The organism is Armatimonadota bacterium, assembly GCA_018268395.1.
Lineage (GTDB): Bacteria > Armatimonadota > Fimbriimonadia > Fimbriimonadales > Fimbriimonadaceae > JAEURO01.
On record JAFDWQ010000001.1, the window covers coordinates 346966 to 373701 of the forward strand.

Sequence of the window (26736 nt, forward strand, 5' to 3'; positions counted from 1 at the left end):
GGATCAATCGAGTTGCCGCACACATAGCAGTTGGGCATGCCCACTTGGTCTCACGGTTCACAGCCTTGCGCGATGATCGGGCCGTTCAGGAACAGACTTCCAGCTACGCCTTGAGTGAGACAAGCCAGTCGGTGAGCTCACTCAGGTGGTGAGCCCAGAAGAGCGTCAGTCCCTTGGCCTGTGCGCTCTCAAGGTTGTGGAGTTTGAATACTCCACCAAGAACGGCAGTGGGGACGACGTTGATTGAACCCATGTGACTATCCCAATACACCGCCTTCACTGCCGCATCATTGTTCAAGCGCTTCACAGAGTTTGTTGAGGAATTGGAGACCTTGCACTCGATCGGCATGCACCGCCCGTCGTATAGCCCGACTAAGAAGTCCGCCTTCCTTTCGCCAAGGTGACTTTCCCCGCAGAACTCACCGGGCCCGGGAGCAAGTGAAATATTGGTGGCCTTGCGAGTCGGCACATTTGTGTAACCGATGTCCAGTAGGGCCTGCGCGACCTGGGCTTCCTGAGCCTTCTTCCCATCGCTTCGTCTCAGGGTCGCTGTCTTCTGGGCTGCAACGAGTGCGGCGCTAGCAATCGTGGCTGCTGTCCGCTCGGCTTCAGTTGACTCGCGGGACTCAGTAAACCAAGGGAATCTCCGCCGATCAAGCCCGTCTCTCAGGATCGATACAACGCGCGTGGCGCCCTCAGGGTCGGCCTTGAGTGCCGCCTTGCTGAGTTTGCTTTCCGCCAGCACCACGAGGTCATCGGTTGAGACGGGAGGGCCTGTCAAGTACCGCAGTGCAATGAGCGTGTCTTCATCGGTCATCAGCTCAGAGGCCTGTGACTCAAGCTCTTTGAGATCGACCGTCCGCTCCAAGACTTCTTCGAAGATCGTGACGAACTTGTCGAAGTAGTGGAGGTACGCCTCAAGCGGCTCCTCCATACGCTGCTTCTTGAAGACCTCAATGGCCTGCTGACGCTCATTCTCAAGCGTTTCCTTCGTCCATCGGGGCGGCGCAATCATGCAGTTTGCTGGATGAGCACCTTTGGAGTCGGTACAAGGAGCCGCTCCATTTCGCGTGGCTCAAACTTGGTGAGGCCGCCAGCGTACGTGCGTCCCATTGCAGCATCGATGTTTCTGGACAGGAATCGGACGAGCCCCCGTATTACATGGTCGGAGAGGGATTCGCGAGGATAGAGCCCATGCGCGATGTTGATGTGCCGAGCCTCCGCTCGATTGATCACAAAGCCCGGAGATCGTCTAGCCATATACGTGGCCAGGATTGGTGCGGGCTTCCGAAGACGAACGGCCCACCACGACTTTCTGTTTTGAGCGACGTACCCCTGATCACCACCGAGCTCCCGGGCTACCGTGAGAAAACGGTCGACCAGCTTTCGATCGGTTTTGTCAAGGATGTCTAGATCATCGGGGAGATCGATCACGCGCTTCAGAACCGAGGCGTCGGCAAGTTCTTCGCCGAGTGCAAGAATCTCTCTCGCCCGCGTAACTGTCGGCTGAAGCACCGCTTCAGGAAGAAAGGAGCTGTGCTCTCCAGCAATCCATACGTGGTTCGCCCCTGTAACTGTCCCCCTGTGCACCCGGCAGAGTTCGCCAAGCTCGACATAGTCCTCAGGCACGATCTGTGCAGTTCGCGTGAGGTGTGACCACCTCGGCTCCGACTCCAACCGCTCGCGCCGCACCGCTCGGGTGTGCTTCGGTGTGAGCAGTTCGTCAAGTGCCTTCACGCGGGTCAGCATGATGCGGGGTGCCCTTGATCCGACCTTGAAGTAAGTGACCGCACCAGTAACGGCCGCATCGGGGAACGGTTGAGCAGTCGGATCAACGACCACGATGCCCTGCCCTCCGAGCCTGTTGAGAAAGAGCTCTCTCACAAGGCTGCCGTAGTTCACGTCCAACCATTCTGAAGCGGTGATGTAGGCTCCGTAGTCACCTTCCTTGGCGGTGAGAGCCGTAGCCAGGAAAAAGTGAACGTGGAGCCCCGCCAGCTGGCTCGCTCGGATCCCCAGGTTCTCTGCTTGAGAAGATAGCCATCCCTTCCACTCGGGCTCAATGCCGTGGTGACGCACGTAGGGAGGGTTTCCAAGATACACGGACGTGCCTGTTACTCCTGGCAAGGAAACCGAGCGGAAGTCTTGCAGGTGGACTTCGGAGCGCTTGCCAAGTCCCGCCGCGGCCAGCGTTCCACGAGCAACGATCGAAGCCACGGGGTCAATTTCCACGCCCACTAGCCGTGCGTCAGCGATCTTTGACCCCGCAACACGGAGGTAGCGACCCGAACCGCAACCAGGGTCGATAATCCGCTGGGGTGCGCCCTGACTTGCGGCCCACGTAGCCATTGCTTCAACAATGGCCTCAGGCGTATACGTCGCTCCCAAGGCGCGTCGGGTCTGGCTCGATCGAAGCGAAAGGAACGCTTCGCCGAGTACGTCCTGACCAGCGAGAATGGCCGCCTCAACTTCCTCGACCTTCATGCTCGGCACGTCGTGCGCCGTTTGCGCGAGCGCTTCTTCTTGGGCGTGCCATCCGGCCACCGAGCGCGCACCGAGTCGGAGAGCCACGCCGATGAGCGTTTCTTCAGACCACTGGTCAAACAGGTTCAGCTGGTCATCTCTGATCGATCTCGCCACGGCCATCTCCACATCCACCTCTATTCTAGCCCAATAGGTAGACAAAAGTGCGTGCATACAGGGCGCTTCTGGCAGAGGTCACGTCCCTCTAGACGTGTCACCGGACTCAAAAGCCGCCCTCTTTCCCAGTTTACACGGGGCGAATGGCAGGTGGCACAACTAGTAGACACGGCTTATCCATGGGTTTCTCGCACCGGCCTGAGAGCATGAAAGGCGGCTGACCCAGGGGCCAGCCGCTAGTAGTCGCAGGGCAGAAGAATGCACGTCGAAGTGCGATCTCCTTCCGTGATGATCCAGAACCTCGTGAGATTCCGGTCGTGATAGGACGAGAGGAGCCGTCCGCCGCTCGTGAGCGCATCGAGGTTCGCCTGCAGGTCTTCAGGACAAAGGTCGCCCCAGTCGCCAGCGGCGTGCTTGTGGAGTGCGGTCAAAACGTCGTCGGGGCTCAATGCCGAATGGGCAGTCGCCGTGATGACGACCCGCCCGAGAGGAAAGGTCACTGGCACGGGAGTCTCCTGCCCGATCACACCAATTGATGCCGTTGCGGTCAACTGCCAAGTCGTTGCGGCACGAGGTAAGTTGCTCCCAATGCCATCCAGCGATAAGCGAAGCTACAACAACGCTGACCTGACCCCCGTTGACGTTGCTGCCCTCAAGAAGAAGTCGAAGCGAGTTGCCCAGGTGCATCTCCGAGTCGGTTCAAGAAGAATCGAGATCCCCGCGGAAGCGTTCCTCCTCCTCACTGACTCCGGACATGCTTTCGTCAGAGTCCAGCCGATCAACGCCGTCGTGCAAGCCAAGGCTGACAGCTCCTTTGAAGCCATCGCCCCCAAGGATCGTGATCATGCCGTGGCGGCCCTCAAAGCGTTCCGTCCAAAAGGCGCGAAGAAAGCGAAGACCCCTCGAAAATCGCCTGAGTTGCCTGATGAGCTGATGAAGATGCTCGCGGGGCTTCCTCGTGGCTATAAACTGGCGCTGAAGCCTGAAGGCTATGCGTTGGTCAAGAGCCGGACTCGGGGCCGCAAGCAAGCCACGTGAGCATTCGTCCTGGATTTCCCGTGGCCGTCATAGAAGCGATCGCCCACTACGTTTACGCCCTCTTTGATCCAAGAGACACTTGCGCCGGCCCGTTCTACATCGGCAAAGGAGTAGGCAACCGGGTTTTCGCCCACGTGCGAGATGCCCTGGAGTCTCCACACGAGTCCGACAAGTTAGAGCGCATCCGTGCTATCCATCGGGACGGGCAAGAGGTGCGGGCTGTAATCCTTCGCCACGGACTCACAGCCGAATGTGCCTTCGAGGTCGAGGCAGCCTTCATTGACTACATCGACGGCTTGACCAACGTTGCTGGTGGCCAGCACTCTGCCGGACGCGGACTGATGACGGTCGAGGAGGTCATCGCAGAGTATGAGGCGCCCGCGATACGAATCGAAGAACCAGTGATACTCATCAAGATCAACCGGCTCTATCGGCGTGGCATGAGAGCCGAGGAGCTCTACACAGCGACCAGGAAGAGCTGGGTCGTGAACAAGCGAAGTGCCGATCAAGTCAAGTACGCAGTTGCGGTGGCATTTGGTATTGTGCGCGAGGTCTACAGGATTGAAGAGTGGTATCCATCCGAAGACCATCCGGCTCGGTGGGCTTTCAGGGGAACAATCGCGCCGGAACTGCGGCACTACGTGGGCGGCTGTGTCGCGAACCAGTTCATAAAAGGAGCCGCTAATCCGATCAAGTACCTCAATGTCGGAACGCGAGTGGTTTGAATAGAGAGAGCCCCACCGACTGTCATCGCGGCGGGGCTCTCTCTTCGACAGACCCGGAAATGGTGCCCCGGGCTGTTTGCTGCTAGGGGGCCAGAGGATTCTGGTCGAGGCTCATGACCTGAACACGAGCTCCTAGGGGCTTGAGCACAGACCGGATCTCCTCGCGTGTTCCCGTGCTCACACCCCAAAGTCGCACAAGCTTGACCTTGGGATTCTTCGCCAAGCGCTCGGCGGCCGCGCGATAGCGGGTGTCATGTTCTCGGTCTCCCTTGAAGTCGTTCCATCCGTCGCCGCAGACCACAACGCGGACAAGTGGTTCAGGCGTCGTCTCGGCCGCGTCGGCCATGGCGTCGAGCATGGTGGCGTAGTCAGTGCCGCCGATCGGATCAGACTTCTTGAGATTCTGAGCAAGGATCAGGGCGAAGGCGTCGTCATCGAGGTCGACCGAGGACTGCTGATTACTATCCCAGACCTCCTCCACGTTGTGTCCGAAGCGGAACAGACGTAGGCTGTCGACCTGGGGGTCGAAATTCGTTCCAATGTCGAACGACATCGACATAAGATGCGAGCGAATCTGCTCGGTCGATTGACTATAGTCAACCGAGACAAGGGTCTGAGCACCCTGCTTGTTGCCTGTTGCAGGCGGAGAGGCGACGGAGGTCGAGCTACAGCCGCTTGCAAAGAGCATCGCCGAGGCGACCATGGCGAGTGCGATGATGGTTGATTCTTTCATTGTTCGTTTCTCCAAGTCTGGGATGCTATGCACGGCTCTGGGCGTGAGCTTCGTACTTCACCTTGTCCGAGTTCATGCGCTCTCGCATTTCTTTGAGCTCCTGCACCTCATGAGGCAACAACTCGGTAGGAATCTCGGGTCGGGTTGACATGAGCGCCTTTGTCTCTCGGTCGTTGTCCTCTTTGAGCTTCGCGAGGTGGGTCTCAAGCTCACGGATGCGTTCCTCGATTACCTTCACGTGTCCAAGAGAGTCGATCGCCGCCTTGACTGGCACCGTCCTCTTGATCGCCTCGACTTTGCCTGTCTTGTCCGTGTCAATGAAACCGTCGATGGACTTACGAGCGGACTCCGAGTAGCCCAGGCAGAAGTTGCTAAAGGCCAGACCGATCACATAGATGCCGGAGCACACGCATCCGAGGAGCAGCGCGATCCCGACTGGCATGGCGAGCGCGGGGTTAAGCGCGGCCCTGGAGGCATTCATCGTTAGGAACGAGAATGCGTCGAGACCGGCCAGAGCCACGAACACGAGGACCGTGACCAAAGTCACCAGCAGACCCGACTTGAGCACCTCTTGGCGTGCCCGGCCCGAACCGAGTTTTGAGCCGATGGACTTCCAAGCGGGCATGAGGAACACGACCAGGCCTAGCGTCACCAGCCCGCCCAGCACGAGCGAGATGGCGACTCCAACGACGTTCGCCAGGAGGGCGCGGGGCACCAAGAGCTTGAACAGGAGCCCGAGCCCGAGCGAGGAAAGGATCCAGCAGCAGGCCGCGAGAGCTGGCTTGACCCAGGCCAAAGCGCGGACGTTGATTCCCACGCCGAACGTCAAGTCCAGCTGCCGCGCCGCTTCCGCCTCGTGCACGAGCGGAACGCGGTGCACGTCAGTCTCGGTTGTGCGCCCCGGCTCGTACTTCACGTTCACCTGCGCGCAGTGCTCGGCCGCCGAGCGGTGAGCTGCATCAAGATCCAGCTTTGCAGTGCCAAGCGCGTTCTTCGTTTGAGCACGTTCCTGCTGATACTCGGACTTCAGGTAGTCCACGTCCGCGTAGATGCGCTCAAGGTGAACCTTAGCTTGTTCCTGGCGAACATGGAGCCTGTCGGCGAATTCGGCTTCCTTGCTTTCCAGCAGCCGGGCTGAGTGGGCGTAACGCTCCCAAGCGGAGCTGACGACGTTGCCTCCGTTGGAGGGCTGCGGATTATTGTTGTCGATAGAGTTCATTTTCAGATGCCTTTCAGGGGTAGGTCGGGGCGACCCAGAACACGAGTCGCGGCGGTGCAGTCAGGAGCAGGCTCATGCACCAAACTGAAGCTCATTCTCGATCTCCAGAAGGGCGGTTCCTGCGGCGCGTTCAGCCTCGTCATGAGGAAGAATGTGTGCCTTCGCTGCGGTTTCACTCGCGAGCTCACGCAGGCAGCGCGGCGCGACCGCAATCCATTGGGGGCTGTCTGCGAGCACGACTAGACGCTCGAGGTCAGATCTCTCAGAGTTGCCAATCCAATGGACGGCGGGCTTCATTAGACTCCTCCGGGGAGGGAGAGCCCGGCACGGCGCAGCGCGAGTGCGACCGTGGTCGAGACTTGCTCCCCTCGCTCCGGCGCAGAGGCGGTGGGAAAAATCTCCGAGAAGATCCTTGCTGAGGCGGAGGCCCAGCCTTCCGGGAGTGAAATCCCGGACGATGCAGCGACGCGTTCTACATCTGCGGCGGGGACGCGGATACAGCCGGTCGGCTCAGACAGGGCGTCGATTTCAACTTCGGGCCAGCCTTCTTGAGCAACCCCGGCGATGTCGACAATCACGAGGCGGAGCTTGACGCTCTTGAAGATTCCAGTCCCGAGGAGGATTCCGCGAGCTCGGAGGAGCTGCTTCTTTCCTGTGGCGACCGAGGATGGGGAGCTTGTCGTCTTGACTTCGAACAGCACGACTTGGTCACCACAGACGCTCACGGCATCGAGCTCGAAGTACTGCACTCGACCAGACTTGACCGTCCGGACAATGCGCCTGGGATCGAGTGGGTTCGTTCGGGCGACGATCTTACGCACGAGGGGTTCAACCCGTTCGCCCGTGATCGTTCCAAGGGAGGCGTCCTGCTTCGGGCCCAGCGCCCGGAAGCGCTCCTTGAGAGCCTTCATCCGTCGACGATGGGCCCGATATCCGGGGTCATCGACCTGGACGAGAGTCACGTTGTCGTAGCAGGTGCGGTTTTGGGCCACGGTCACTGACGCGCGGTCAGTGATGGTGGCTGTTACAATGGATCGCCCTCGCCCAACGGGCGCGGGGCCAATTAATCCAACTGATGATTTCATCTCCGTTCTTCCCGATGCAAAAGTGTTGACAAATGTCTATCCTTTTGCTAGTGTGTGAGGCGCAGCTGGCTTCATCTCCGCTGCAACTTCCCGCGGGTCGTGCCTTTCTGAGAGGCCGGCCCGCTTTTCGTTGCGAGATGGGGTCACCTGCAATCCTCACTGGGATCGTGGCACGAGAAGAGCGTGGTTGTCACGGCCTAGGACGCCTTTTGTGGTGTACGTCGAACAAAAGTGCTATATAGTCGACTTATACGTGTTATGGTGTGTAATTGCCATAATGGAGCCATGAGCGCAGACAAGGTTCGGATTGGGCAGATCTTGAAGGCGGCCCTCGACAAGAAGGGCGTCAGCCTGAAGGCACTCCTCGATTCGCCCGCGGGCAAGAAGCTCGCGCGCGACGAGAAGGGCGAACGGTTGAAGTACTCACGGGTCAACAATGTCATGAACGGAAGGCGGATTCCCCTGAGCGAGTCTGTACGGCGAAACATAGCCGCCTTGTTCGACCTCTCTGAAGATGAGTCCGCTCTGCTTGTCTCTGGAGTGCCGCGTCAAAAACCCCTGGTCAGGCCTTTTGACCACGTCAAGGCTGGTGACCTGGGACTCTGGCTGTTCCGGGATATTCGAAGGAAGTGGTTCGGTGACTTGGATGAAAGCGGTAAAGAGCAGCCAGTATCGGCGTCGGCTCCCTTGACGGTCTACATTTTTGCCACGGGCGCCCCGTTGGCAGTCCAAAACCCAATGGTCTCCGGGTGGTTGCGGAACCTCTTGGAGACGGGAGGTGCCGGGCGCCGGGTGCTTTATATCTTTCCGCCGGGCAGCCCCGCAAGGGAGTTCGAGGACATGCTTGACAAGGGCGTCGGGATTTTGTCGAGCAAATGGACTGCGTCGCTGTTCTCGGTGGTGAGTTACGAGGTCTCAGCACACACAGATGAAGGCAAGCTCCGCGCATTTGTGGAGATCGCAAAACTGGCTCCAGTACGAAGGATGTTCCATTCGTTTGAGCTGGGCCCTATTGTCTTCGTCCTGGAATCAGAAGATGGCACTCGCGCTCATTTCACCTCCACGAGAGTGAAGGAGAGCGCCATGCGCTGGGTAAGTGGGCACGGGGGAGCAGACCACCCGCCGACCCTTTGGGTTGAAATGCGCGAGGAAGACAAGGGCCCAGTGAATGCCGACATCAGCTTGCTGAATGCTTTCCTCTCAAGCTGGAAGGTTGAAAACCCGGACTCACCTCCTGGGTTGAAGCGAGTCCACATGGAGGACGTCTTGACCGCACTCGCCAAAGACACGATAACACGGGTCTGAGCCGTCAAATCCGTCGCAAGTGTATAATGTCGCGAATGAGGCGCTCATTCGTCGCAACTTCCCTCGCAAGTATCTGCCTGATCGCGGGCCTCGCTGGGTGCAATCCGGCCCCGAACAACGGGCCCACCAACACGGCCAATCCTGACAGCCAGGTTCAAACGGTCACCGTCGGCTTCTTACCGATGGTTTCGGCGATCACCCACTACGTGGCCGTTGACCAGGGCTTCTATGCCAAGCAGGGCCTCAAGGTTGAGGCAACCAAGATCACGACCAGCAACCAGTTGGCCAGCCAGTTGGCCGACGGCAAGTTAGACGCAGCCGTCGAACTCAGCCTGGTGCCACTCCTGAAGACCATCAAGCCAGGGGCGACTAAACCGGCGTTCAAACTGTTCTCAGCCAGCAGTGTGACCGCCGACAAGTCCTTCGACGGCATCGTCGTGAAGCAGGAAAGCACCATCCGCTCGGTTACCGATCTCTCCGGAAAGCGCGTCGCCACCTTTCCAGGCACGACCGCCAGCGCCTCGCTCACCTATGCGTTCCAGCTGATTGCTCCTGGCAAGCCGATCCCCGTTTGCAAGCCGACTGCGCCCGATCTTCAGCTCCAGGCACTTGAAACCGGCGGTGTCGACGCGCTCTACTGCTACGAACCCACCCTGAGCCGTGCGCAGTCAAGCGGCATGCGTCTCCTGCCGAAGTCGGGTATCTACGCTTTCCTTCAAGAGGGGAGTCCTGTGGGCGTGGCGGCCGTCAACACTGAATTTGCGACATCCCGGGCAGACGCATGCAAGAAACTCGTGGCCGCCCTAGACGAAGCCGCTCTGTACGTACGGCAGCATCCCAAGGAAGCCCGTCAGATCCTAGCCCGTGCGGAGTCAGTTGATGCAAAGGTCACAGGGTCAATGAATGACCTCAACATGGGTACAAGCTCGGAGGTTCGCTTCGAAACACTACAACGGTTCGAGTCGCTCTTACAAAAGATGCACGAAGCTGGGCCGATGCCCCTGACCAAGGATTACGTCTACGCTCCATAGACCGTATGCCAACAACGATCAGATACTTGGGCGCGAGTGGCTTTCAGCTGTCCGTGCCCGACGAGGGATTGGCACTGACTCAATGCACAGCCCTGGTTGGTCGGAGCGGCAGCGGTAAGTCAACCCTGGTGCGGGCACTTGCTGGCGACTGGACTCAGCTGGAGTTAGCGAGGGGTCTCCACAGAGGAAAAGCTCGTTCGCGGCGCCGCTTTGAAGTCCCAGCAGAGGCGATCGAACTGCGCGAACAGTTGTCAATCCTTGGGCAAGTTGTAGCTGTTCACCAAGAGGCGTCAGGCGGTTACTTGCCACTGCGGACAGTCGGTGGTCACCAATGGTTGCTCCGGCACTTGTATGGCGTCGAGCAAGCTGACGCCTTTGTTCAGCACCTCACTGCACTTGGAATTGACTTTGATGCCTCTCGACAACTATGGCCCAGCGAACTCTCCGGAGGACAGCAACGTCGACTAGCCCTGGCACTTGTCCTGGTGTTTCGGCCACAACTGCTCATCCTTGACGAGGCTCTTGCTTCCCTGGATTTCCTGGCCGCTGAAAGCGTAATGGGCCACTTGCGGGAGCTCATGATCGAGCAAGGACTCAAAGTCATTCTCGTCTCGCACGACTTGTACTCATTGGGCACACACACGGATTCCGCAATCGCGGTGCATGAGGGGAAGCTTTCACATCACTATCGAGGCAATGCCACCGACATTGAATGGATTGCCAAGTTGCGAGGAGAGCTCATATGAAGGAGCGATTGCTTTCAATCACGGGAAGAATTCTCCGGAGAGCAATCCTTGCCCTGATGTCGGGGACACTCACTTGGGGCTTCGCATACGCCCTATACTTGTCAACCTCTAGATCTGGATACTACCGAACTGACCTCCAGAGTGTTCTAGCAGCCTTCAGGCATGACTTCATGCTGTGTAGAACCTCAATCTGGCCTGACGTCCTTGCCACCGCTACACGGTCGATGGCCGTTGCCTTTGCGTCCCTTTGCTCTGCTCTTTTGCTCGGGCGCGCCTTCTCCGCTATCCAAACCGATGGCCCCTCCAGACTATTCGGATATCAGGTTGAGTCACTTCTCGAAACCTGGAGGGCTATTCCCGTAACCATGCTCTTTGTCCTGCTTGCATTCAGCATTCAACTTGGAAGTGAGTGGACATACATTTTGATCCCTGTTCCAGTCACGACCGCCATATTGACTTCCGCAATCATGATTGCCCAGAAGTCTCGCTCCTCCGCTCGGCAGCACTTCTACTATTTGACGTTTCGTAAACAAGAGTTTCTTTGGCTCACCATTCCAGAAATCTATTTGTCAATCCGTTCCGATTTGCGCCAGACCCTACTTTACTCCGTTCTTATGGTAGTCGTACTGGAGTACATTCAGCAGCCACTATCCGGACGTGGAATTGGCGCGCATTACTACCAACTTTTCGCAACGCCACCGGCTCCGCAACTTCTCTTCGCCATGGCTTTGCCACCGTTGTTAGTAGTGTCCGTTGTCGGCGCAATCGTAGTTTCCTTCTTCGACTTAGGGATGGAGTCCTCTTGAACGACACTCGTCTCGGCATCGCGTTTGACTTCGATGGAACCCTTGTTGACACCGAGGTTGCCGAAGTAGATGCGTGGAAGACTGTGGAGGAGATTTACCATGCTATCGGCGTGGCCGAGACTGTCCGAGAAGCAATTGTTTTCGGTCCGCAACATCATGCTCCCGAACTGGCCTTAGAGGTAGCGATTCGCTCTGGACAACCTCATCACGTAGTCTACGATACATACCGGAGGGCGCTGTACAACCACCCCATCGTCTCTGAGAAGAGAGTTCGCCCGGTCGCAATTGACTTGCTTCAGGCGTGCATTCGCAAGAACTCAAGCAGAGTATTGTGCAGTGGCGCTCCATACGGTTGGATCGGGCCCTTTCTGCGGGATCTGAATTTGCGCGAAATGTTCGACGAGGTTATTACTCGAGACACCTGGCCACCGAACTACGGAAAGGCGGACATATACGCGGATCTCAAGAGCCGGCTCCAAAAGTCTGGGTGCACCCTGTTTCTCGCATTTGAGGACTCTCCAAGAGGCATTTCGGATGCTTTTGAAGGAGGATGGACACCCATCCACCTCCCAAACGGATTAATCACCGAAGCGGATCTACGGCGCATAACCGTTCCAATTGGCGTCCTTGAGAATGGCCTAGGCTACACAACGTCAGAGCTGGGTGTAACGCTCAGCAACTGAAGGTTTTCGGTTCATTGCCGAAGCTCGCAATCGCCACAGACACTTGGGACGAGATCCAATCATCCTGATAGGGGGAGGCTTATGCCAGTATGGGAACTTTGCAGCGAGGCCAACGCGTTCGGCACATTGGAGATCAGTCTCTTGAGGTACGGGCCGCGAGCGGATCGGAACTCCAGCGTCTCGCTGGTCAGGATCACTTCAAGACCCAAGTCAACCAATTCGAATGAAATATCCAGACCATGGTTGTGCCTAACCGTGTCTCTCAGCGGCGAAGCCTCAAGCCGCTTGAGAGTGGTGTTGAGATCGTGCTTGGTTGGCAAGTGGACGACGATTGTGTCCAAATAGCCCTCGAACAATGCCAGAAACCCTGGGCTTTGGACCGTCTCCGGTTGCCGAAATGAATCAGTAGTAATTTCTATCTTGTATTCGCTGGAGTCGTCTTCACTCTGAGCAATGCTCGCGTACACATCGAAGCCGGGAGTTATGATGGAGAAACCGTCGCCGGAGCGGTTGGCCTTGAGTTCTGAATAGAGGTACTTGAGATTCGTGTGTAATCCCGGATAGATTTGATCGAACAGGTTATTCATGTCTTCAGACGCGATGCCCACAACGAATGCTTGCGAGGCCGGTGTGACACTGGGGAACACTTTGTGTTTGCCCTTCAAGAATCCCGACAAGGACTTCACGGAGCCTGTGGTGATTCCACGAAGTTCCACGTGGTCGGCGATCCGCTCGACCCCAGTTGGGCCCACTGCTCGGGCTCGAATGATATTCCCAAGATCGGCGACAATGAAGTCTTTGTTGAAGTCCATAAAGGCCCTTGGCAATTGAGTGGCAGTGCCTCTCCGCGTATCTCGGATGACCTCCGGCACGCGTATGGCCAAGTACTCTTGCAGATCCTGGGCATATAGAAGTTCATTCTCGCGAAGGATGGCAGGGATGTCTCCCGATATCGCTTCCAAGAGGCAGCTTGTCCAATAGCCATGCCGAGCAGCAACGTATGGAAAGGAGCGCTCATCGCTACTGCAGGAGGCAAATATAACTACGGCTCGGGCGTCTCTGTCGTACATCCTTAACTCCTCGGCCGAGAAAGTGCCAGTCGGGGAGCGAGTAGACGAAAGAAGCTCCAACCCACTGTGACAGGCGTCAACAAAAAGCATTGCTTTTTGAGCTCGCAACGAAGTTATTCGTCGGAAAATGTCTTCCAGTTCTATGGTCGAATCGTCGAGACGTTCAAGGTAAGTGTCAATGGCAGAGAGCCTGTTCCTGTCTTTTACTCGGAACCCGTGACCGGCATAGTAGAGAACAACTACGTCTCGTTCGCCCACTCTTCCCACGAGATCGTCCAGTTCTACGCGGATGCGAGTTAGGGTGGTCACGTCGCTTAGAAGGACTCTGGCATCGACTTCGTGTCCCATGTTGGCCCACGCGCTGGCGAAATCGGTTGCATCGTTTTCAGCGAAGTCCACTGTCGAGAGGCTGGCGTCGTGATATTTCTCGATTCCAAATGCGCGTACGTAGATCATGGAGGATGTCCTGCCCTGGTGCTCTCCAATCTTCCTCGAATGAACCTATTTATGACGGCTCGGTTCCCTGCTGGGCACACCGAAGGCTTCGCGTGTGACTCTGTAGCCCAGCCCGTAGCCCAAGAGAGCCCTGCTAAGTGAGGCGCAACCAGGGCCTATGCCCGGGTTTCTACGTAGTTTCAGACTCAGTCAGGTAGACGGTTCCTTTCCCGCGCACCACTTGGACTCAGGTTCATTTCAACCCAGACCAAGTACCAATACCAGGAACTCTGTTCGGCAAAATGCGAACCCTTAGAAGTGTCGATAGGACGTCTACAACGGGACTGTTCGAAGTCTGAGCGAATTCCCGATCACAGACACCGAGCTTAGGCTCATTGCCAAAGCGGCGATCATGGGACTCAACAGGAGCCCCGTGAACGGATAGAGCAGCCCCGCGGCGATCGGGACTCCGAGTACGTTGTACACGAACGCGAAGAACAGGTTCTGGCGGATGTTGCGCATGACCGCCTGACTCAGCCTTCTGGCGCGGACAATGCCGCTGAGGTCGCCCTTGACGAGCGTGATCGAAGCGCTCTCGATCGCCACGTCGGTTCCCGTCCCCATCGCGATGCCGACTTGGGCCTGCGAAAGCGCCGGCGCGTCGTTGATGCCGTCGCCCGCCATGGCGACGAACTTGCCTTCGCTCTGTAGCCTCTGGATTACCTCCCGCTTTCGCTCCGGCAAGACTTCGGCCTCGACATCGTCGATCCCTAGTTCTTTGGCGACCGCAGCCGCCGTGGTCTTGCTATCGCCGGTCAGCATGACCACGTGAAGGCCCTCGTCCCGAAGAGCTTTCAAGGCGGCAGGTGTAGTCCCTTTGATAGGATCGGCGATACCGATCAACCCGACCAAGTCCGTGCCCTTGACGACGTACACGACGGTCTGGGCTTGGGCCCTCATCGCTTCCGCTCGTGCCGCAGCCTCCTCCTCCTCGACACCGAGTTCCACAAGAAGGGCGCGGTTGCCCAAGCCCGCCTTGTCGCCTCCTATTGTGCCGGTGACGCCCTTGCCGGTGACCGAAGCAAAGTCAGCGACGGTCTCAGCAGCCACCGCCCGCTCCTTCGCGGATGCCAAAATGGCTTGAGCCAGCGGGTGCTCGCTACCAGCTTCGAGCCCGGCGGCAATGTTGAGGACGCTCGCTTCGTCTCCAATGAGCGCCACGACGCTGACGACCTTCGGGCGTCCTTCCGTCAGAGTGCCCGTCTTGTCCACGACCAGGGTGTCCACCTTCTCGAACGTCTCGAGAGCTTCAGCACTCTTGATGAGGACGCCCGCATGCGCTCCCCTTCCTGTCCCGACCATGATGGACATCGGGGTGGCCAATCCTAGAGCACAAGGGCAGGCGATGATGAGGACGGCGACCGAGTTGATCACGGCATAGGCCATGGCCGGAGCCGGGCCGAAGGCTGCCCAGACAATGAAGGTGACGACGGCGATCAGGATCACGGCGGGCACAAAGTAGCCCGCGACCAAGTCGGCGAGGCGCTGGATCGGGGCGCGGCTACGTTGGGCCTCGCTCACCATCTTGACGATCTGGGCCAGCAGCGTCTCGGAGCCAACGCGCTCCGCTTTCATCAGGAACGAGCCTGTGCCGTTCACCGTCGCGCCCGTCACCTTCGAACCCGCCTCCTTCTGCACGGGCATGGGCTCGCCGGTCACCATGGACTCGTCGACAGAACTGGTTCCTTCGGTGACCACTCCGTCGACCGGGATCTTTTCGCCGGGCCTCACCCGCAACACGTCGCCCACGGCGACTTGCTCCAGGGGAATGTCGGTCTCTTCGCCGTTCCGGACGACGCGCGCCGTCTTTGGCGCAAGTCCAAGGAGCATCTTGATCGCGGAGCTCGTCTGGCTCCGAGCCTTCAGCTCAAGCACTTGGCCAAGCAAGACCAATGTCGTGATGACCGCTGCCGCCTCGAAGTAGAGGTCGACTCCTCCCATCGCGTTTCTGAAGGACGCGGGGAAAATGGCCGGAGCGAGAACGCCCACGACGCTGTAGAGCCAGGCGACCCCCGTCCCCATCGCGATCAAGGTGAACATGTTGGGGCTGCGGTGGACGACGGACGCCCAAGCGCGCTGAAAGAACGGCCAGCCGCCCCAGAGCACGACCGGCGTCGCCAGAGCAAACTCTGCCCAGCCGAGAACTCCATGGGGAATCCATCGAGAGACGTCCTGTCCGAACAAATGGGGCATGACGGCAAGAAGCAGGGGCAACGTGAGGGCGCTGCTGACCCAGAACCGGCTCGACATGTCGACGAGCTCGGGATCCGGGCCCTCCTCGAGGGTCACGGTCTGAGGCTCAAGCGCCATTCCACAGATAGGGCACGTACCTGGCTCGTCCCGGACGATCTGTGGGTGCACCGGGCAGACGTACTTCGTGACCGTCTTCGGCGCGACCGGGTGCTCGGGCTCCAGGGCCATGCCGCACTTGGGACACGAGCCAGTCCCCTTCTGGCGCACTTCGGGGTGCATCGGACAGACGTACCACACGTCCGCGCTTCCCACCGCCTGCGTTGCAGGCTGCTTCTGCAGGTATTTGTCAGGATCGCTCTTGAACCGCTCCAAACACCCTTGGCTGCAGAAGTAGTACGTCTGCCCGTTGTGCACGGCCCTCCCGGCCGCCTCCTCCGGCGTGACCGTCATACCGCACACGGGGTCGGTTTCCTGCCTCATACCAGCGGGGGTATTCATCGCACCAGCTTCCTGAAGACCTCGTCCAGCTCGTCCAGGACTTCGTCCCTGGACATCGCTTTCGTGGCTTTGTGCGCCCCTTCTGTACCATGGCCGACGATGCAGTTCTTGACGTGTTGCGACGCGAGGGCGACCGAGACTTGACCCAATGCAGAACTCACGGCCGAGATCTGGTTGAGGATGTCGCAGCAATAGGCGTCCTCTTCAAGGAGCCTTCGGACACCGCGCACCTGCCCCTCAATGCGGGCGAGGCGCCGGTCGATCGCTTTCCGTTCGTTGGCGTGCATGTCCTCACAATACCCACGAGGGTATACGGCGACAAGGACTACCTGCGGGCTCGGAGAGCCATCGGCATTTCGTGCTTCATCTGCGAAGGCCGGACGCGAACGAACACGCCAAGGCTGACGGGGTTCTTTCCGTAGAAGGGATCAAGCTCTGAGGGGAAGGCGAACAGCCCGACGAAGCCGCCAATACCGACGTCGTAGCCGCCGCTGCTCGCGAAGTCGCGGGTCAGGCCGAGCACCAGTTTGTTGATCGTATGCGTTCCGGGAGGAACGCCGACGAGTTCATCCTTCTCGACCCGCTCGAAACGGCCGAAGTACGAGGTCGGCCCTTGGAAGTACGTCGCTTCAAGACCGACCGCCGACGTCTTTCCGTCGGGCTTGATGTTCTGGCCAAAGAATGCGGTCGCGGAGAAGTTGTCGCCGTTCGGCATGGGCCGGGAGAACATCGCGCTCGCGGTCAAGCGGTGCTGATCGACCCCAGGCTCCAGCGCTTCCGGCTCCTTGAGGAAACCGTACGAAAGCTGCAGCGACCACTCTTTGGTGGGGTTGAACGTCACCCGGCCTGACGCCGAGTTCAGCCGGATCGGATCGAAGTCGAAGCGGTCTTCGTCAGGCTCCCTGTCATTGAACCATGACCCTTCGACCTGGAGCTTGTCGCCGAGGATCACGCCACCAGTGAGGACGCCGAAGGAGATGTGGGTCGAGTCGAACCAGTGATGGCTGATTGGCGCCTCCGGGTTCTCCATCCCGCTGGGCCGGTGGAGGTACATCGGGCCACCCAGGGCCGGTTCACCGACCGGGCCGCCGTACAGAAAGAAGCGAGCGTTCTCACCAATGGGATGACTGTAGGACGCCGTCAGTTCAGCGAACAGGTCGTGCGGGTGCTGGCGGTCTTGCAACGGCTTTCCGTTCTCGGTCTCTCCCGTTTGGAACAGGTTTGGATACCCTTTCTTGCCGTTAAAGGCGGCGTCCAGAGAGAACATGCCTTGGAGCCCGAAGATTCCTCCGCCGACCTCCCGGCGGCCCATCACCATGACCATCGAAGTGCTGAAGAACTGCGAATCGCCGCGCTTGCCCCCAGCGTCGGTGTAGTTCGCGCTCGCCATGCCCATGAGGCTCACGTCGAATCCCCCCCAGCGTCCCAGGGCCTTCATGAACATCGGCGAGCTTTCCGGCATCCAGCTTGTGCCTGAGCCCTCCTTGGACATCATCCAGTCGCCGAGCTTGCCCTTCATCGAGTCCATGCCGTGATCCAACGGCATGCCCGGCATGTGGTGCTCGTGCTGCTGGGCAGGTTCAGCCTTGTGCCCCTCGTGCTGTGTCTTTGGGGGAGTCTGGTGTTCCTTGCCCTGATGCTGGTGCTCTTGAGCGACCGGCACTAGACCGACCGCCCTTAGAGCCATGGCCAGCCCAAGGGCGGCCGAGGTCGTCTCACACATTGTTCGCTCCCTTGGTTCAGGCGGCAGCCGACCTTCTACACTGCACTGCGCACTCGCGACAGGTTTGGGCGCACTTTCGGGTGACGTCGTGGTCGTACTTTTCGCACTCGGCCGCACACCGGTCGCAGACCTGCGCACAGGACGCACAGTCCGCGTTGGAGCCGCCTCGCATGGTCTGGATCGTTCTGTCGCAGGTGTCCGCGCACTGGTCGCAGATTCGCGCGCACTCCTCCATGCCGGACATGCCGGTCATCTGGCGACATTCCGTCGCGCACGTTCGGCACTCCGCGGCGCAGCGGGTGCAAGTGTCAATGCATCGGTCGAGTTCTTGGGCTACTGCCATGTCCTTCTCCAGTCCGAGCAAACACTCGGCACGCACCTACAATGACTCCCGAAACACTGGGCTGGTGCCAAGCCGCCGCTACTTGGGAGGAACTGCTTGCGGACGGACGAGCGTCACTCCGCCGCGAGCGTCAGTAACTGCTGCTCTCGCTCTGACAGCTGCGGTGCTTCCTTGTCGCTGCGCATGCGGATCCTTCTAGGGTCAGGCTACCCACCAATTGGTACGGGCCAGCCTATCCATGGCCGTGAGTCTTGCGGACAGTCTTCGCTTTGGGAGTCTTGACGTAGGGTTTGGAGGCGTACTTGGCCGAGTTCTTCTTGAACGCCGCCGGGCAACTGTTGCAACAGAAGAAGTAGCGGTTGCCTTTGTAGTCGGCGTACAATGTGCCTCTTGGTCGCCCTGTCCATGTCCACCTTGTCACCGGTGACCGGGCACGCGATGACGTGCTTTGCGTTCTTGGAGACTCCGTGGCCCAACTGAGCCATGACGAAGCAAGATGCGGCCAGGCACGCGAGGACAGCCAGTGGCCTGGATCTCACTTCACCACCACCTTGCCCTTGTACATGCCCATCGGACAAGCAAAGGCAACGTCGCCAGCTTTGTCGGGCTTGAACTTGAAGACGACCGTCTGACCTTCTTTCAACGTTTGTTTCATCTTGAGAGACTTGAACTGGACGGTCGAGCCGCAGCCCATGTGCTTGCCGCCCTTGAAGGTGATGGCGACGGGCTTGCCCTTCTTCACTGCAATGGTGGAAGGTGCGTACTTCCCGTCCGCCACGGTGACCGTAATAGTCTGGACACCCTTGACCTCCTTGGCGGGAGTCGGCGGTTGCGGATGATGAGCCTCGTGCTGAAGCGCGAGGGCGAGCGACGAGGCCGCGAGAGTCGCGGCGAGGAGGAGCATTGGTCTTGCTTTCATGATGTTTGAGTGGAAACGTCGGGGCCCCCTAACGTGGAGACATTGGATTCGGCATCGGGGTCGACTGGCCAGTGCCAGTCCCGGTTGAGAAACGTCTTGTTCAGCCACCGGACAAAGTCGTCCACATAGGTGTGCATGATCGGGATGTCAAAGAGCGAGAGCACCGTGCCACTGATCAGACCGCCGACGACTGCCATCGCCAACGGCTGATAGGCATCAAGGCCCGTCTTGGGCGCCAAGGCCACTGGCAGCATGACAAGCAACGTGATTCCTGCCGTCATGAGGATCGGCCGAAGTCGGTCTGGGCAGGCTCTCCGGATCGCTTGGTCGCGAGGCATACCTCGGTCGCGGTACTTCATGATCAGGTCGATCATCAGCACGGCCGTCGTGAGGTCCATTCCGGTGAGCACGATGACGCCCAGGATGCTCACCGTCGAGAAAGCTTGATGGGCGAGCCAGAGGGCGACGAAGACGCCAGCCAGCTCCAGTGGCAGCGAAGCCAGCATTTGCAGCGGCTGCAAGAACCCTCTGAACTGGACGACAAGCACCAGGTACATCATCACTAGCGCCAATCCGAGGCCGCTCAGCAGTCGCCTGAAGCTGTCCATCATCTGAGTCATGTCGCCGCGCATTTCGATGCCATAGCCCGGCGGAAAGTTGACGGGCTCGATTCCCAGCTTCTTGTTCCCGCTGTACGCGTTCGCGACGAGGTTCATCACCACGTCCATGCTGGGAAGGTCGCCAAGTCGGTAGTAACCGGTCACCCCAATGACTCTTCGAAGCCCGTCGTGTTCGATCGCAGTAGGCGCGGTAGTGGGTTCGATGTTCGCGACGGACTTCAGCAAAACCTGCTTTCCACTTGGAGTTGCCAGGTAGAGGTTTTCGAGGTCTTGCGACGTCTTTCGCGACCCGCCCTCGTAGCGGACGAGGATCGTGTTCTGTCGAAGGTTGGGAAGACGGTAGAACTCGTTCGTCAGGCCCCCTCGTGTGGCGTAGTACGCCTGCTGGGCAATCTGGTCAGGGCTTAGACCCACTTCCTGAGCACGTTGTAGATCCACGTTGATGCGGTAGTCGGGAACACCCATAGCCCATGTCCGGCCCGGTTGGTAAAGCTCTGGCATCTTCTCGCCCACCGCCAGCACTTCACGCCCTAGCCGGTCGAGCTCTACCAGGTCGGAACCATAGATGTTCACGTGGATCGGAGCTGCCGCGGTGGCCATGACGTCCGATCCCATCTCCTTGATCTGGAACCGGCGGACACCGGGAACCGTGCCGAGCGCCTCTCTCTGGATCGAGTCGATGACTTTGAAGATGCTGTTCCGGCGATCGCCCTTGTCACTGAAAGTGAGCATCATCGCAGCTCCGTTCACGGCCGGCATCTGATATCCGGTGAAGAACGGAGACCACGTCTCGAACATCGATTCAGATCCCAGCTCGATGCTCGCCTTTTGAACTTCCGGATGCTTTCGAATGATGTTTTCGACCTGCTTCACCGCGGCCTCGGTGCCCGCGAACGACGTGCCCGGCTGCATCTCGAGGAAGGCAGAAGCCTGCCCCGTGTCAGCGAGCGGCATCATCTCCGATCCAATGAAGTAGTAGAAGGAGAAGCCCAGGATGAGCGTGGCGAGAACGCGGGTGAAGTTCGCGAACCTGTGCTTCAGCAGCCAGTCGATGAGGCGGGCATAGCTGCTCTCCAACTGGTCCAGGAAGGCTTGGAACGGGTCCAGCACTCTATAGAGCAAGCGCGCAACCGGGCGCTTCCGTTCTTCGGCCCGCACGGCCTCCGGCCGCAGGAGCTTGGAGGCCAGCAGGGCAGTCAGGGTGAACGAGACGAACATCGATGCGAGCAACCCGAAGATCAGCGGCCAGACCAGTTCGACGAACATGAGGCCGACGATGCCGCCCGAGAAGATGAGCGGCAAAAGGGCTAGGACGATCATTAGGGTTGAAGCGATGACCGCTACACGGACCTCCGCGATGCCGTCGACCGTGGCCTCCTTGGCGGTCTTCCCCATGCGCAGGTGTCTCTCGACGGCGTGAATGTCGATGATCGAGTCGTCGACGAGGCGACCGATGCTCAGAAGCAGCCCGATGAGTGTGCCGCTGTTGAAGGTCATGCCGAACGGCACCATCATGAGGACGGCCATGGCGAGCGACGTCGGTAACGTGACCATGGCGATCAGCGTTCCGCGCCACTCCCCGAGAAAGAAAAGGACGGCAAGGCCCGTCAAGAGGACGGCAATACCAAGCTCGTGCCACACGTTGTCGAAGAGGATGTCGACGAAGTGGGCGTTGTCGTAGGCGACATCAAAGTGCAGGCCAGGATTCTCGCTTTCCAGTGTCTTGACGACCTGCATCACCGCGGGAACGACCAGGGCGGAGCTTGCTCCCGGATTCTGGATGACGCTGACTGAGACAGACTCGTGGGCCACGCCACTCTTGTTGTCGAGATAGTGGTAGCCGCTTCGGCGCTCCCAGTGTGAGTCTTCGACACGGGCAACGTCTCGGACGTAGACGACCCGGGGGGAGCCGGCGGCGGTCGTTGCGGTACCCGTTGCCGGAACAGGCGGGGAAGCTCCCATGCCCATGCCGCCGACACCGACTGAAGGGGCGGCTTCGGTCTGCTTCCCGGCATCGTTGACCGTCGCCAGTGGATACCCCAAGATGTCGTCCGGGCCCTGCACCCTTGTCGCTACGCGCACGATGCCCTCCCGTCCGACGTCGGTGATCGTCCCACCGCTCGTGCTCACGTTCGCGCGGTCAATGGCGTTCCGCACGTCGAGTATTGAGAGCTTGTAGGCGGCCAACTTGTCCCGATCGACGATGACCTGGAGTTGGCGCCGGTAACCGCCAAAGGGGACGACGGAGTACACGTCGTGGACTGTCTTGAGCCGATTGATCGCGGTGTTGTCGGCAAACTGCCGCACCTTCTCCATGGTCCAGCTTTGAGCAGCGTCTCCGCGGAGGGACAGAGTGAGGATCGGCAGGTTCAGCGGATCGATCGGCACGACCCAGGAGGGCTTGAGGTTAGCCCCGGTCGCGGGCAGGCTCGACTGCACGACGTTCATAAGGGACTGGATGTCCGTCACAGCCCTTTGCATGTTCGTCCCGTATGGGAATTCCAGCGTGACGATCGAGAAGCCGTCTTGGGAAGTGCTCCTGACGTAGCGCACCCCCTTCACGTTAATGAGCTGCTCTTCAATGGGTTTGGAGATGTACAGCTCCATCTCTTGCGACGAGAGGCCCGGCATCATCGTGACGACACCGACCATCGGGCTCTCCACGTAGGGGGCGAAGCGGCGCGGCATCCGCCCGATGGACATACCAGCTAGAGCGATCATCGCCACGAAGAAGGCGACGACCGCATAAGGGTGCTCTATCGACCATTGAGGGATCCGGTTCAGGCCGCTCTGAATCCGTTTCACTTTGGAACAGCCTTGCCCTTCAGCATGTTCATCGGGCACGTGAACTCCAGCTGCCTGCCCTGAGGCTGGGGCGGTATCTCGATGGTCACGGGCACGTTGAGAGGCAGTTCCTTGCGGATGCTCAGGCTTGGGAAGATGACTTCCGTCCCGCACGTCTCAGACGCCCTTCGAATGAAGGTGACCTTGAATGCTCGACCTGCCGGCACCTGGATCGATGGCGGCACATAACCGGCGTCCGTTATCTCGACCACTTGGGGCTTTCCATTAGTGGCGGCAACGGGTTGGGAAGGGGCACTGACCCTCGACCCCTCCACCAGGCTGGGCGGCGGGTCGTCCACCAAGAGCTCTCCCGAAGAAAGACCGCTGGACACCGGAACAAGACCTCCCGAGGCCGGACCGACCTGAACCTCCTTGCGGGAAACGGTGTACTCGCCGTTGGCCGAGGCTTTTGCGATCCAGGCATAGGATCTGTTGCCTTGGTCGGCTGTCTCCGTGAGGACGGCCGATGAGGGCACGACCACAGAGTCACGGACAGAACCGACCGTGATGTCCATCGCGAGGTATTGCCCGGGCTTGATCTTGCCACCGGTGTTCGGATAGAGCGCCTCGACGATCCCCGTCCGTGACGAGGGATCGAGTCCTGGAGACACGCTTGTGACAGTCGCCAACAGAGGGTGCTCTTCGTCGCCTCGACTGCGCACTGTGACGCGCGCTCCTGGGGCGATGCGGTCCAGGTCGGACTCCGGAACGTTCGCCTGGAGCCTGATCGGAGAGACTTGAGCGAGCTTGAGCACGGCCTGCCCAGGGGCAACGACCGTCCCCGGGCTGACGAGTCGCGAAGTCACCAGTCCATCGATGTTCGATTTCAGTTCAGCAAAGCCGCGCTGGGTCGTCGCTCCTCGCAGACTCGCGGCTGCTTCCGCGACTCCGGCAGCCGACTGTCCAACCTTGCTCTTTGACGCTTTGGCACCAGCCTCCGAAGTCCGGACGGCTGCTCGCTTGGCAGCAACGTTCGCTTGGGCTTGCTGGACTTTGCGGCCAGCTGCAGAAATCTCGGCGTCAGTCCGCTTGAGCATGGCCCTCGCCGACGAGACTGCAGACTGGGCCCGCCGGACGTTCTCTCGGGCCTTGTCGACCATCGCGCTCGACTTTCGAGCATCAGACTGCGACTTCTGCCATTCGTCTTTGGAGATCACCCCTTTTTCGAACAGAGCGCGCATTCGTTCCAGGTCTTGACGCTGGTACTCCTCGTCCGCCTGCGCAGCCGCAAGTTCCGCTTCCATCGACTTCACCTCTGCTTCTGCGGAGGTGACCTCGGACTCGGCGCTGCCACGGCCTTGCTGAGTGGCTTCGAGCATCGACCTCGCTTCAGCCAGCTCCCCTTCTGCCATGCTTGCCTCCGCCTTAGCCTGAGCGATCGAGCCAAGCGCCTGCTGGTACTCGAGCGCAGCTACATCGACCCCCTTCTGAGCCGTGTTGACTCCGGCTATCTTCTCACCCACCATGGGGTCGAGCTGAGAAGTGTCCAGCCTGGCCAAGACCTGCCCTTTGCGAACCCTGTCGCCGACATAGACTGGCATCGCCACGATGGCGCCGGTCACACGGGGCACAACGTCTTGCTCGACGAAGCCGACGGCTTGTCCAGAGTAACTGACAGTCGGGGCAAACTCCTTCAGCTCTGCTTTGACCAAGCGGACGGGGATCACGCCCTCCGGAGCGGGCGCGTTCATCTCCATGACTTGAGCCTCGATCGGGGTCATTGCTCCTTCGCGCCGCTGCGTCTTGACCGCCCAGACTGCGATGGCCAGGGCCGCGCCAAGGACGAGGAGCGAAAGGAGGACCTGCCTCGTGAAGAGAGACTTTGCGTGGACTCGTTGACCAGACTTTCGGATCCGAACGACGACAAAGACGAGTGCAGCGGCCACCAAGAGCCAAGGCCAAAGTGACAGCAGGTTGAAGCCACCCCCTGCCCTCTCCGTGTCCTCACCTGTCGACAACGGCAATACTGTCTTGCCACTCCCTTGCGGCCCTTCAATCTCGATCGTGGCCTCGTAAGCTCCGCCCATAGCGAAGACTGCAGGGGCGGTGTACTCTCCTCCGGAAGATCCAGGAGTCGCAAGCTGCTCTCGCTCTCCCATGGACATCCCAGGCATCTTCGCAAGGGTCTTGATCGTGGCCCCACTGACCGGTTTGCCGGATTGGTCAGTGACCTTGATGAGCAAGGTCGCCCTCCCAACTGGGACGACGGCAGGCTCTGTCCGAAGGTCGACACGGTAAGGTCCAGCGACGCCTTGGACTGCCGAGGCGAAGCATGCCAACGCGCATGCTAGGAAGCCGCAGATGGTTTTCATTGCTTGCCCCCAGCGGCTCTCATGAGTCGGGCTCTGGCCAGTGCCAGTTCAAAGTTCGCGCGCGATAGGTCGGACCGCGCCTGCGTCAGCGCCTGCAGCGCGTCAAGCTGTTCCACCAAAATGCTTTTGCCCACTGCGACGCGTTCGGATACGACTTCGTACGCGCTTTCGGCCGCCTTGGTCGAAGCTTCAGCCGACGCAACGTTTGAGTCTGCGGCTTGGACATCGACGAATGCCTGCCGCACCTCCTTCTCGACCGCTAGCTCCGCGCTCCTTAGCTGGGCTTCAGCTTTGGACTTCATGGCTTTCGCCTGTCTCGTTTCTGCCGCAATACGGCCGCCGTCGAAGACGGGCAGACTGACAGTGAGTCCGGCATTGAGCCCGCCCATGCCGGTCTGGTTGGTAGCGTCAGCCATCGCGACCCCGTAGACCTGTGGGAGGCTTTGGCTCCGCGCGGCTCGCACTTCTGCCTCGGCTGAGGCTGTCCGGGCACGGGCTGCGACGATTGTTCCTCGAGACTGCTTACCTATGCGAAGGGCTTCGTCCAAAGTCAGCACGACGCTTGGTCCCCCTTGCACGCCGACCACAATGTCCTCACTCAGGTCGGCCCCCATTGCCTCCTTCAAATCGAGGTCGGCTTTTGTCCGCTCAGCCTTGGCAAGGGTGACTTCCCGCTCTGCCGCAGCCATTTCCGCAGTCGCGCGGTTGACGGCCGCCTCGATCCCTTTGCCGGCTTCGAGCTGCGCGCGGGTGTTCTTGACCAACTCCTTGGCCGCGACCACTTTGGAGTCGGCCACGCCGACCATCTGGTCTGCCAAGACGACCTTGTAGAACGCCTCTGTCACCCGGAGATCTAGGTCGGCCCTCGCCTCTGACAGTTCTCCAAGTGCCGCCTTTGCCAGCCAATTCGCCGCTTGGGCCATCGACCATTGACGGCTCGCGAACAAGGGGACCATGAGCATGAGGTTGCCGTCGAAGAAGGTGCCGGGGGCGGTCGCCATCAGCGCCTGGGGATCAACCATCGGAGAGGAGCCAAGGATGCTCGCCTCGTTGCCCGTCGTTCCAAAGCCGTTCGCCGACACCTGGGGCAGGCTCCTGGCAGAAACCGACCTTGATGCTTGGAGGGTTGCTTCGGCTTCGGCGACGGATGCCTTGAGCACCGGACTGTGCGTGCGAGCTCGGGCTATGGCGTCGTCGAGAGTCAGACGGGTCTGGCCAAGTGCCGCGCAGGTCGCCAAGGCGAGAATGAGGATCGTAGTCGACCTCACGGAGCCACCACCTTCCGCTGGGCTTCAGTCAGCAGCGCGGTCGCCTGAGCCCAACTTCGTGATCGCATCGAATCGTATTCGTTGGACAGCCTGCTGTAGTCCATCATGGACGCTTGGACTTGGTCGAGCCGTCCTCGGCTGGGCGCGAAACCGTCCATGGCCGCGAGCAACCGGCTCTTCTCGAGTTGCCATTTCGTCCCGATGTCGTTGATGGCGCGCCGCTGCGAAGCCGACAAAGTGATCCTCGGATCGCTCAATAAGCTCGATGGCTCTGGCTTCCAAAGCGCTTTGGCCGGGCTTGGCAGTGCGCCAGCGTGGACGCCGCGGGCCGGCTGTGACTGCCAAGATCCGAAGCCCACGATCGCCAGCGCCGCGAAGGCCGCTACGATTGTTCCCGGCCCGAACAGCCTGGTTTTTCGGTGGCACGCACAGGACGCTGC

The 26736-nt window shown here is 59.7% G+C and carries 24 protein-coding genes; 7 read left to right on the forward strand and 17 right to left on the reverse strand.

What is annotated here, in order from left to right; genetic code table 11:
• Nucleotides 1-103 precede the first annotated feature (103 nt).
• From JST30_01465 to JST30_01475, 3 genes are all read right to left on the reverse strand, one after another.
• A complete protein-coding gene (locus tag JST30_01465; protein MBS1712983.1) occupies nt 104-1015 on the reverse strand; it encodes a XamI family restriction endonuclease in 912 nt (303 codons plus the stop codon).
• Nucleotides 1012-2607 carry an N-6 DNA methylase gene (locus JST30_01470; protein ID MBS1712984.1) on the reverse strand — a complete coding sequence of 532 codons (1596 nt, stop codon included), beginning with the start codon at nt 2605-2607 and terminating at the stop codon, nt 1012-1014. The genes JST30_01465 and JST30_01470 overlap by 4 nt, the downstream gene beginning before the upstream one ends.
• Before the next feature lie 269 nt (nt 2608-2876).
• Nucleotides 2877-3164, reverse strand: a complete 288-nt coding sequence (locus JST30_01475) for a hypothetical protein (protein ID MBS1712985.1) — start codon at nt 3162-3164, stop codon at nt 2877-2879.
• A gap of 64 nt (nt 3165-3228) precedes the next feature.
• Between JST30_01475 and JST30_01480 the strand changes: the two genes are divergently transcribed.
• Nucleotides 3229-3678, forward strand: coding sequence for a hypothetical protein (locus JST30_01480; protein ID MBS1712986.1), 450 nt, complete (start codon nt 3229-3231; stop codon nt 3676-3678).
• A 20-nt stretch (nt 3679-3698) separates the two neighbouring features.
• Complete coding sequence (locus tag JST30_01485; GenBank protein MBS1712987.1) at nt 3699-4403, forward strand: hypothetical protein; 705 nt, start codon at nt 3699-3701, stop codon at nt 4401-4403.
• Nucleotides 4404-4485: 82 nt separating this feature from the next.
• Here the strand turns inward: JST30_01485 and JST30_01490 are convergent, their stop codons facing one another.
• The 4 genes from JST30_01490 to JST30_01505 all read right to left on the reverse strand — a co-directional run bounded on the left by JST30_01490 (nt 4486) and on the right by JST30_01505 (nt 7266).
• Nucleotides 4486-5136: a hypothetical protein gene (locus JST30_01490; protein ID MBS1712988.1), complete on the reverse strand. Its 651-nt coding sequence runs from the start codon at nt 5134-5136 to the stop codon at nt 4486-4488.
• Nucleotides 5137-5161: 25 nt separating this feature from the next.
• Nucleotides 5162-6355, reverse strand: a complete 1194-nt coding sequence (locus tag JST30_01495; GenBank protein ID MBS1712989.1) for a hypothetical protein — start codon at nt 6353-6355, stop codon at nt 5162-5164.
• A 72-nt stretch (nt 6356-6427) separates the two neighbouring features.
• Nucleotides 6428-6652 carry a hypothetical protein gene (locus JST30_01500; GenBank protein MBS1712990.1) on the reverse strand — a complete coding sequence of 75 codons (225 nt, stop codon included), beginning with the start codon at nt 6650-6652 and terminating at the stop codon, nt 6428-6430.
• The gene (locus JST30_01505) at nt 6652-7266 is read right to left on the reverse strand and encodes a hypothetical protein (protein MBS1712991.1); all 615 of its coding nucleotides are present in this window, start codon (nt 7264-7266) and stop codon (nt 6652-6654) included. Before JST30_01505 ends, JST30_01500 begins: the two co-directional genes overlap by 1 nt.
• A gap of 459 nt (nt 7267-7725) precedes the next feature.
• Here JST30_01505 and JST30_01510 point away from each other — a divergent pair, with 459 nt between their 5' ends.
• The 5 genes from JST30_01510 to JST30_01530 all read left to right on the forward strand — a co-directional run bounded on the left by JST30_01510 (nt 7726) and on the right by JST30_01530 (nt 12011).
• A complete protein-coding gene (locus tag JST30_01510) occupies nt 7726-8745 on the forward strand; it encodes a hypothetical protein (GenBank protein MBS1712992.1) in 1020 nt (339 codons plus the stop codon).
• A 35-nt stretch (nt 8746-8780) separates the two neighbouring features.
• Nucleotides 8781-9776: an ABC transporter substrate-binding protein gene (locus JST30_01515; GenBank protein MBS1712993.1), complete on the forward strand. Its 996-nt coding sequence runs from the start codon at nt 8781-8783 to the stop codon at nt 9774-9776.
• 5 nt (nt 9777-9781) lie between these two features.
• On the forward strand, nt 9782-10522 hold the full coding sequence (locus JST30_01520) for an energy-coupling factor ABC transporter ATP-binding protein (GenBank protein ID MBS1712994.1): 741 nt from the start codon (nt 9782-9784) through the stop codon (nt 10520-10522).
• Between the two features lie 365 nt (nt 10523-10887).
• On the forward strand, nt 10888-11328 hold the full coding sequence (locus JST30_01525) for a hypothetical protein (GenBank protein MBS1712995.1): 441 nt from the start codon (nt 10888-10890) through the stop codon (nt 11326-11328).
• A complete protein-coding gene (locus JST30_01530) occupies nt 11325-12011 on the forward strand; it encodes an HAD family phosphatase (GenBank protein MBS1712996.1) in 687 nt (228 codons plus the stop codon). The genes JST30_01525 and JST30_01530 overlap by 4 nt, the downstream gene beginning before the upstream one ends.
• A 59-nt stretch (nt 12012-12070) precedes the next feature.
• On the opposite strand, the gene JST30_01535 is transcribed toward JST30_01530, so the two are convergent.
• The 10 genes from JST30_01535 to JST30_01580 all read right to left on the reverse strand — a co-directional run bounded on the left by JST30_01535 (nt 12071) and on the right by JST30_01580 (nt 26532).
• Complete coding sequence (locus JST30_01535) at nt 12071-13537, reverse strand: caspase family protein (protein MBS1712997.1); 1467 nt, start codon at nt 13535-13537, stop codon at nt 12071-12073.
• 312 nt (nt 13538-13849) lie between these two features.
• Nucleotides 13850-16267, reverse strand: coding sequence for a heavy metal translocating P-type ATPase (locus JST30_01540; protein MBS1712998.1), 2418 nt, complete (start codon nt 16265-16267; stop codon nt 13850-13852).
• Entirely contained in the window at nt 16264-16554 is a 291-nt protein-coding gene (locus JST30_01545) for a metal-sensitive transcriptional regulator (GenBank protein ID MBS1712999.1), read from the reverse strand. The genes JST30_01540 and JST30_01545 overlap by 4 nt, the downstream gene beginning before the upstream one ends.
• A 38-nt stretch (nt 16555-16592) precedes the next feature.
• Entirely contained in the window at nt 16593-17990 is a 1398-nt protein-coding gene (locus JST30_01550) for a hypothetical protein (GenBank protein ID MBS1713000.1), read from the reverse strand.
• Between the two features lie 575 nt (nt 17991-18565).
• On the reverse strand, nt 18566-18715 hold the full coding sequence (locus JST30_01555; GenBank protein MBS1713001.1) for a TRASH domain-containing protein: 150 nt from the start codon (nt 18713-18715) through the stop codon (nt 18566-18568).
• A 153-nt stretch (nt 18716-18868) separates the two neighbouring features.
• Nucleotides 18869-19252 (reverse strand): cupredoxin domain-containing protein, encoded by a 384-nt coding sequence (locus JST30_01560; GenBank protein MBS1713002.1) that lies wholly within the window; start codon nt 19250-19252, stop codon nt 18869-18871.
• Nucleotides 19249-22677 (reverse strand): efflux RND transporter permease subunit, encoded by a 3429-nt coding sequence (locus JST30_01565; GenBank protein MBS1713003.1) that lies wholly within the window; start codon nt 22675-22677, stop codon nt 19249-19251. Before JST30_01565 ends, JST30_01560 begins: the two co-directional genes overlap by 4 nt.
• Nucleotides 22674-25028 carry an efflux RND transporter periplasmic adaptor subunit gene (locus JST30_01570; protein ID MBS1713004.1) on the reverse strand — a complete coding sequence of 785 codons (2355 nt, stop codon included), beginning with the start codon at nt 25026-25028 and terminating at the stop codon, nt 22674-22676. The genes JST30_01565 and JST30_01570 overlap by 4 nt, the downstream gene beginning before the upstream one ends.
• Complete coding sequence (locus tag JST30_01575) at nt 25025-26296, reverse strand: TolC family protein (GenBank protein MBS1713005.1); 1272 nt, start codon at nt 26294-26296, stop codon at nt 25025-25027. The genes JST30_01570 and JST30_01575 overlap by 4 nt, the downstream gene beginning before the upstream one ends.
• The gene (locus tag JST30_01580; GenBank protein MBS1713006.1) at nt 26293-26532 is read right to left on the reverse strand and encodes a hypothetical protein; all 240 of its coding nucleotides are present in this window, start codon (nt 26530-26532) and stop codon (nt 26293-26295) included. Before JST30_01580 ends, JST30_01575 begins: the two co-directional genes overlap by 4 nt.
• Between the last annotated feature and the right edge of the window lie 204 nt (nt 26533-26736).

Bases quoted from the DNA above. Each gene is read 5' to 3' on its own strand.
- JST30_01520 (MBS1712994.1), top strand. From the start codon at position 9,782: ATGCCAACAACGATCAGATACTTGGGCGCGAGTGGCTTTCAGCTGTCC.
- JST30_01525 (MBS1712995.1), top strand. From the start codon at position 10,888: ATGCTCTTTGTCCTGCTTGCATTCAGCATTCAACTTGGAAGTGAGTGG.
- JST30_01490 (MBS1712988.1), bottom strand. From the start codon at position 5,136: ATGAAAGAATCAACCATCATCGCACTCGCCATGGTCGCCTCGGCGATG.
- JST30_01505 (MBS1712991.1), bottom strand. From the start codon at position 7,266: ATGAAGGCTCTCAAGGAGCGCTTCCGGGCGCTGGGCCCGAAGCAGGAC.
- JST30_01500 (MBS1712990.1), bottom strand. From the start codon at position 6,652: ATGAAGCCCGCCGTCCATTGGATTGGCAACTCTGAGAGATCTGACCTC.
- JST30_01535 (MBS1712997.1), bottom strand. From the start codon at position 13,537: ATGATCTACGTACGCGCATTTGGAATCGAGAAATATCACGACGCCAGC.
- JST30_01515 (MBS1712993.1), top strand. From the start codon at position 8,781: ATGAGGCGCTCATTCGTCGCAACTTCCCTCGCAAGTATCTGCCTGATC.
- JST30_01550 (MBS1713000.1), bottom strand. From the start codon at position 17,990: ATGTGTGAGACGACCTCGGCCGCCCTTGGGCTGGCCATGGCTCTAAGG.
- JST30_01570 (MBS1713004.1), bottom strand. From the start codon at position 25,028: ATGAAAACCATCTGCGGCTTCCTAGCATGCGCGTTGGCATGCTTCGCC.
- JST30_01545 (MBS1712999.1), bottom strand. From the start codon at position 16,554: ATGCACGCCAACGAACGGAAAGCGATCGACCGGCGCCTCGCCCGCATT.
- JST30_01465 (MBS1712983.1), bottom strand. From the start codon at position 1,015: ATGATTGCGCCGCCCCGATGGACGAAGGAAACGCTTGAGAATGAGCGT.
- JST30_01540 (MBS1712998.1), bottom strand. From the start codon at position 16,267: ATGAATACCCCCGCTGGTATGAGGCAGGAAACCGACCCCGTGTGCGGT.
- JST30_01560 (MBS1713002.1), bottom strand. From the start codon at position 19,252: ATGAAAGCAAGACCAATGCTCCTCCTCGCCGCGACTCTCGCGGCCTCG.
- JST30_01495 (MBS1712989.1), bottom strand. From the start codon at position 6,355: ATGAACTCTATCGACAACAATAATCCGCAGCCCTCCAACGGAGGCAAC.
- JST30_01480 (MBS1712986.1), top strand. From the start codon at position 3,229: ATGCCATCCAGCGATAAGCGAAGCTACAACAACGCTGACCTGACCCCC.
- JST30_01510 (MBS1712992.1), top strand. From the start codon at position 7,726: ATGAGCGCAGACAAGGTTCGGATTGGGCAGATCTTGAAGGCGGCCCTC.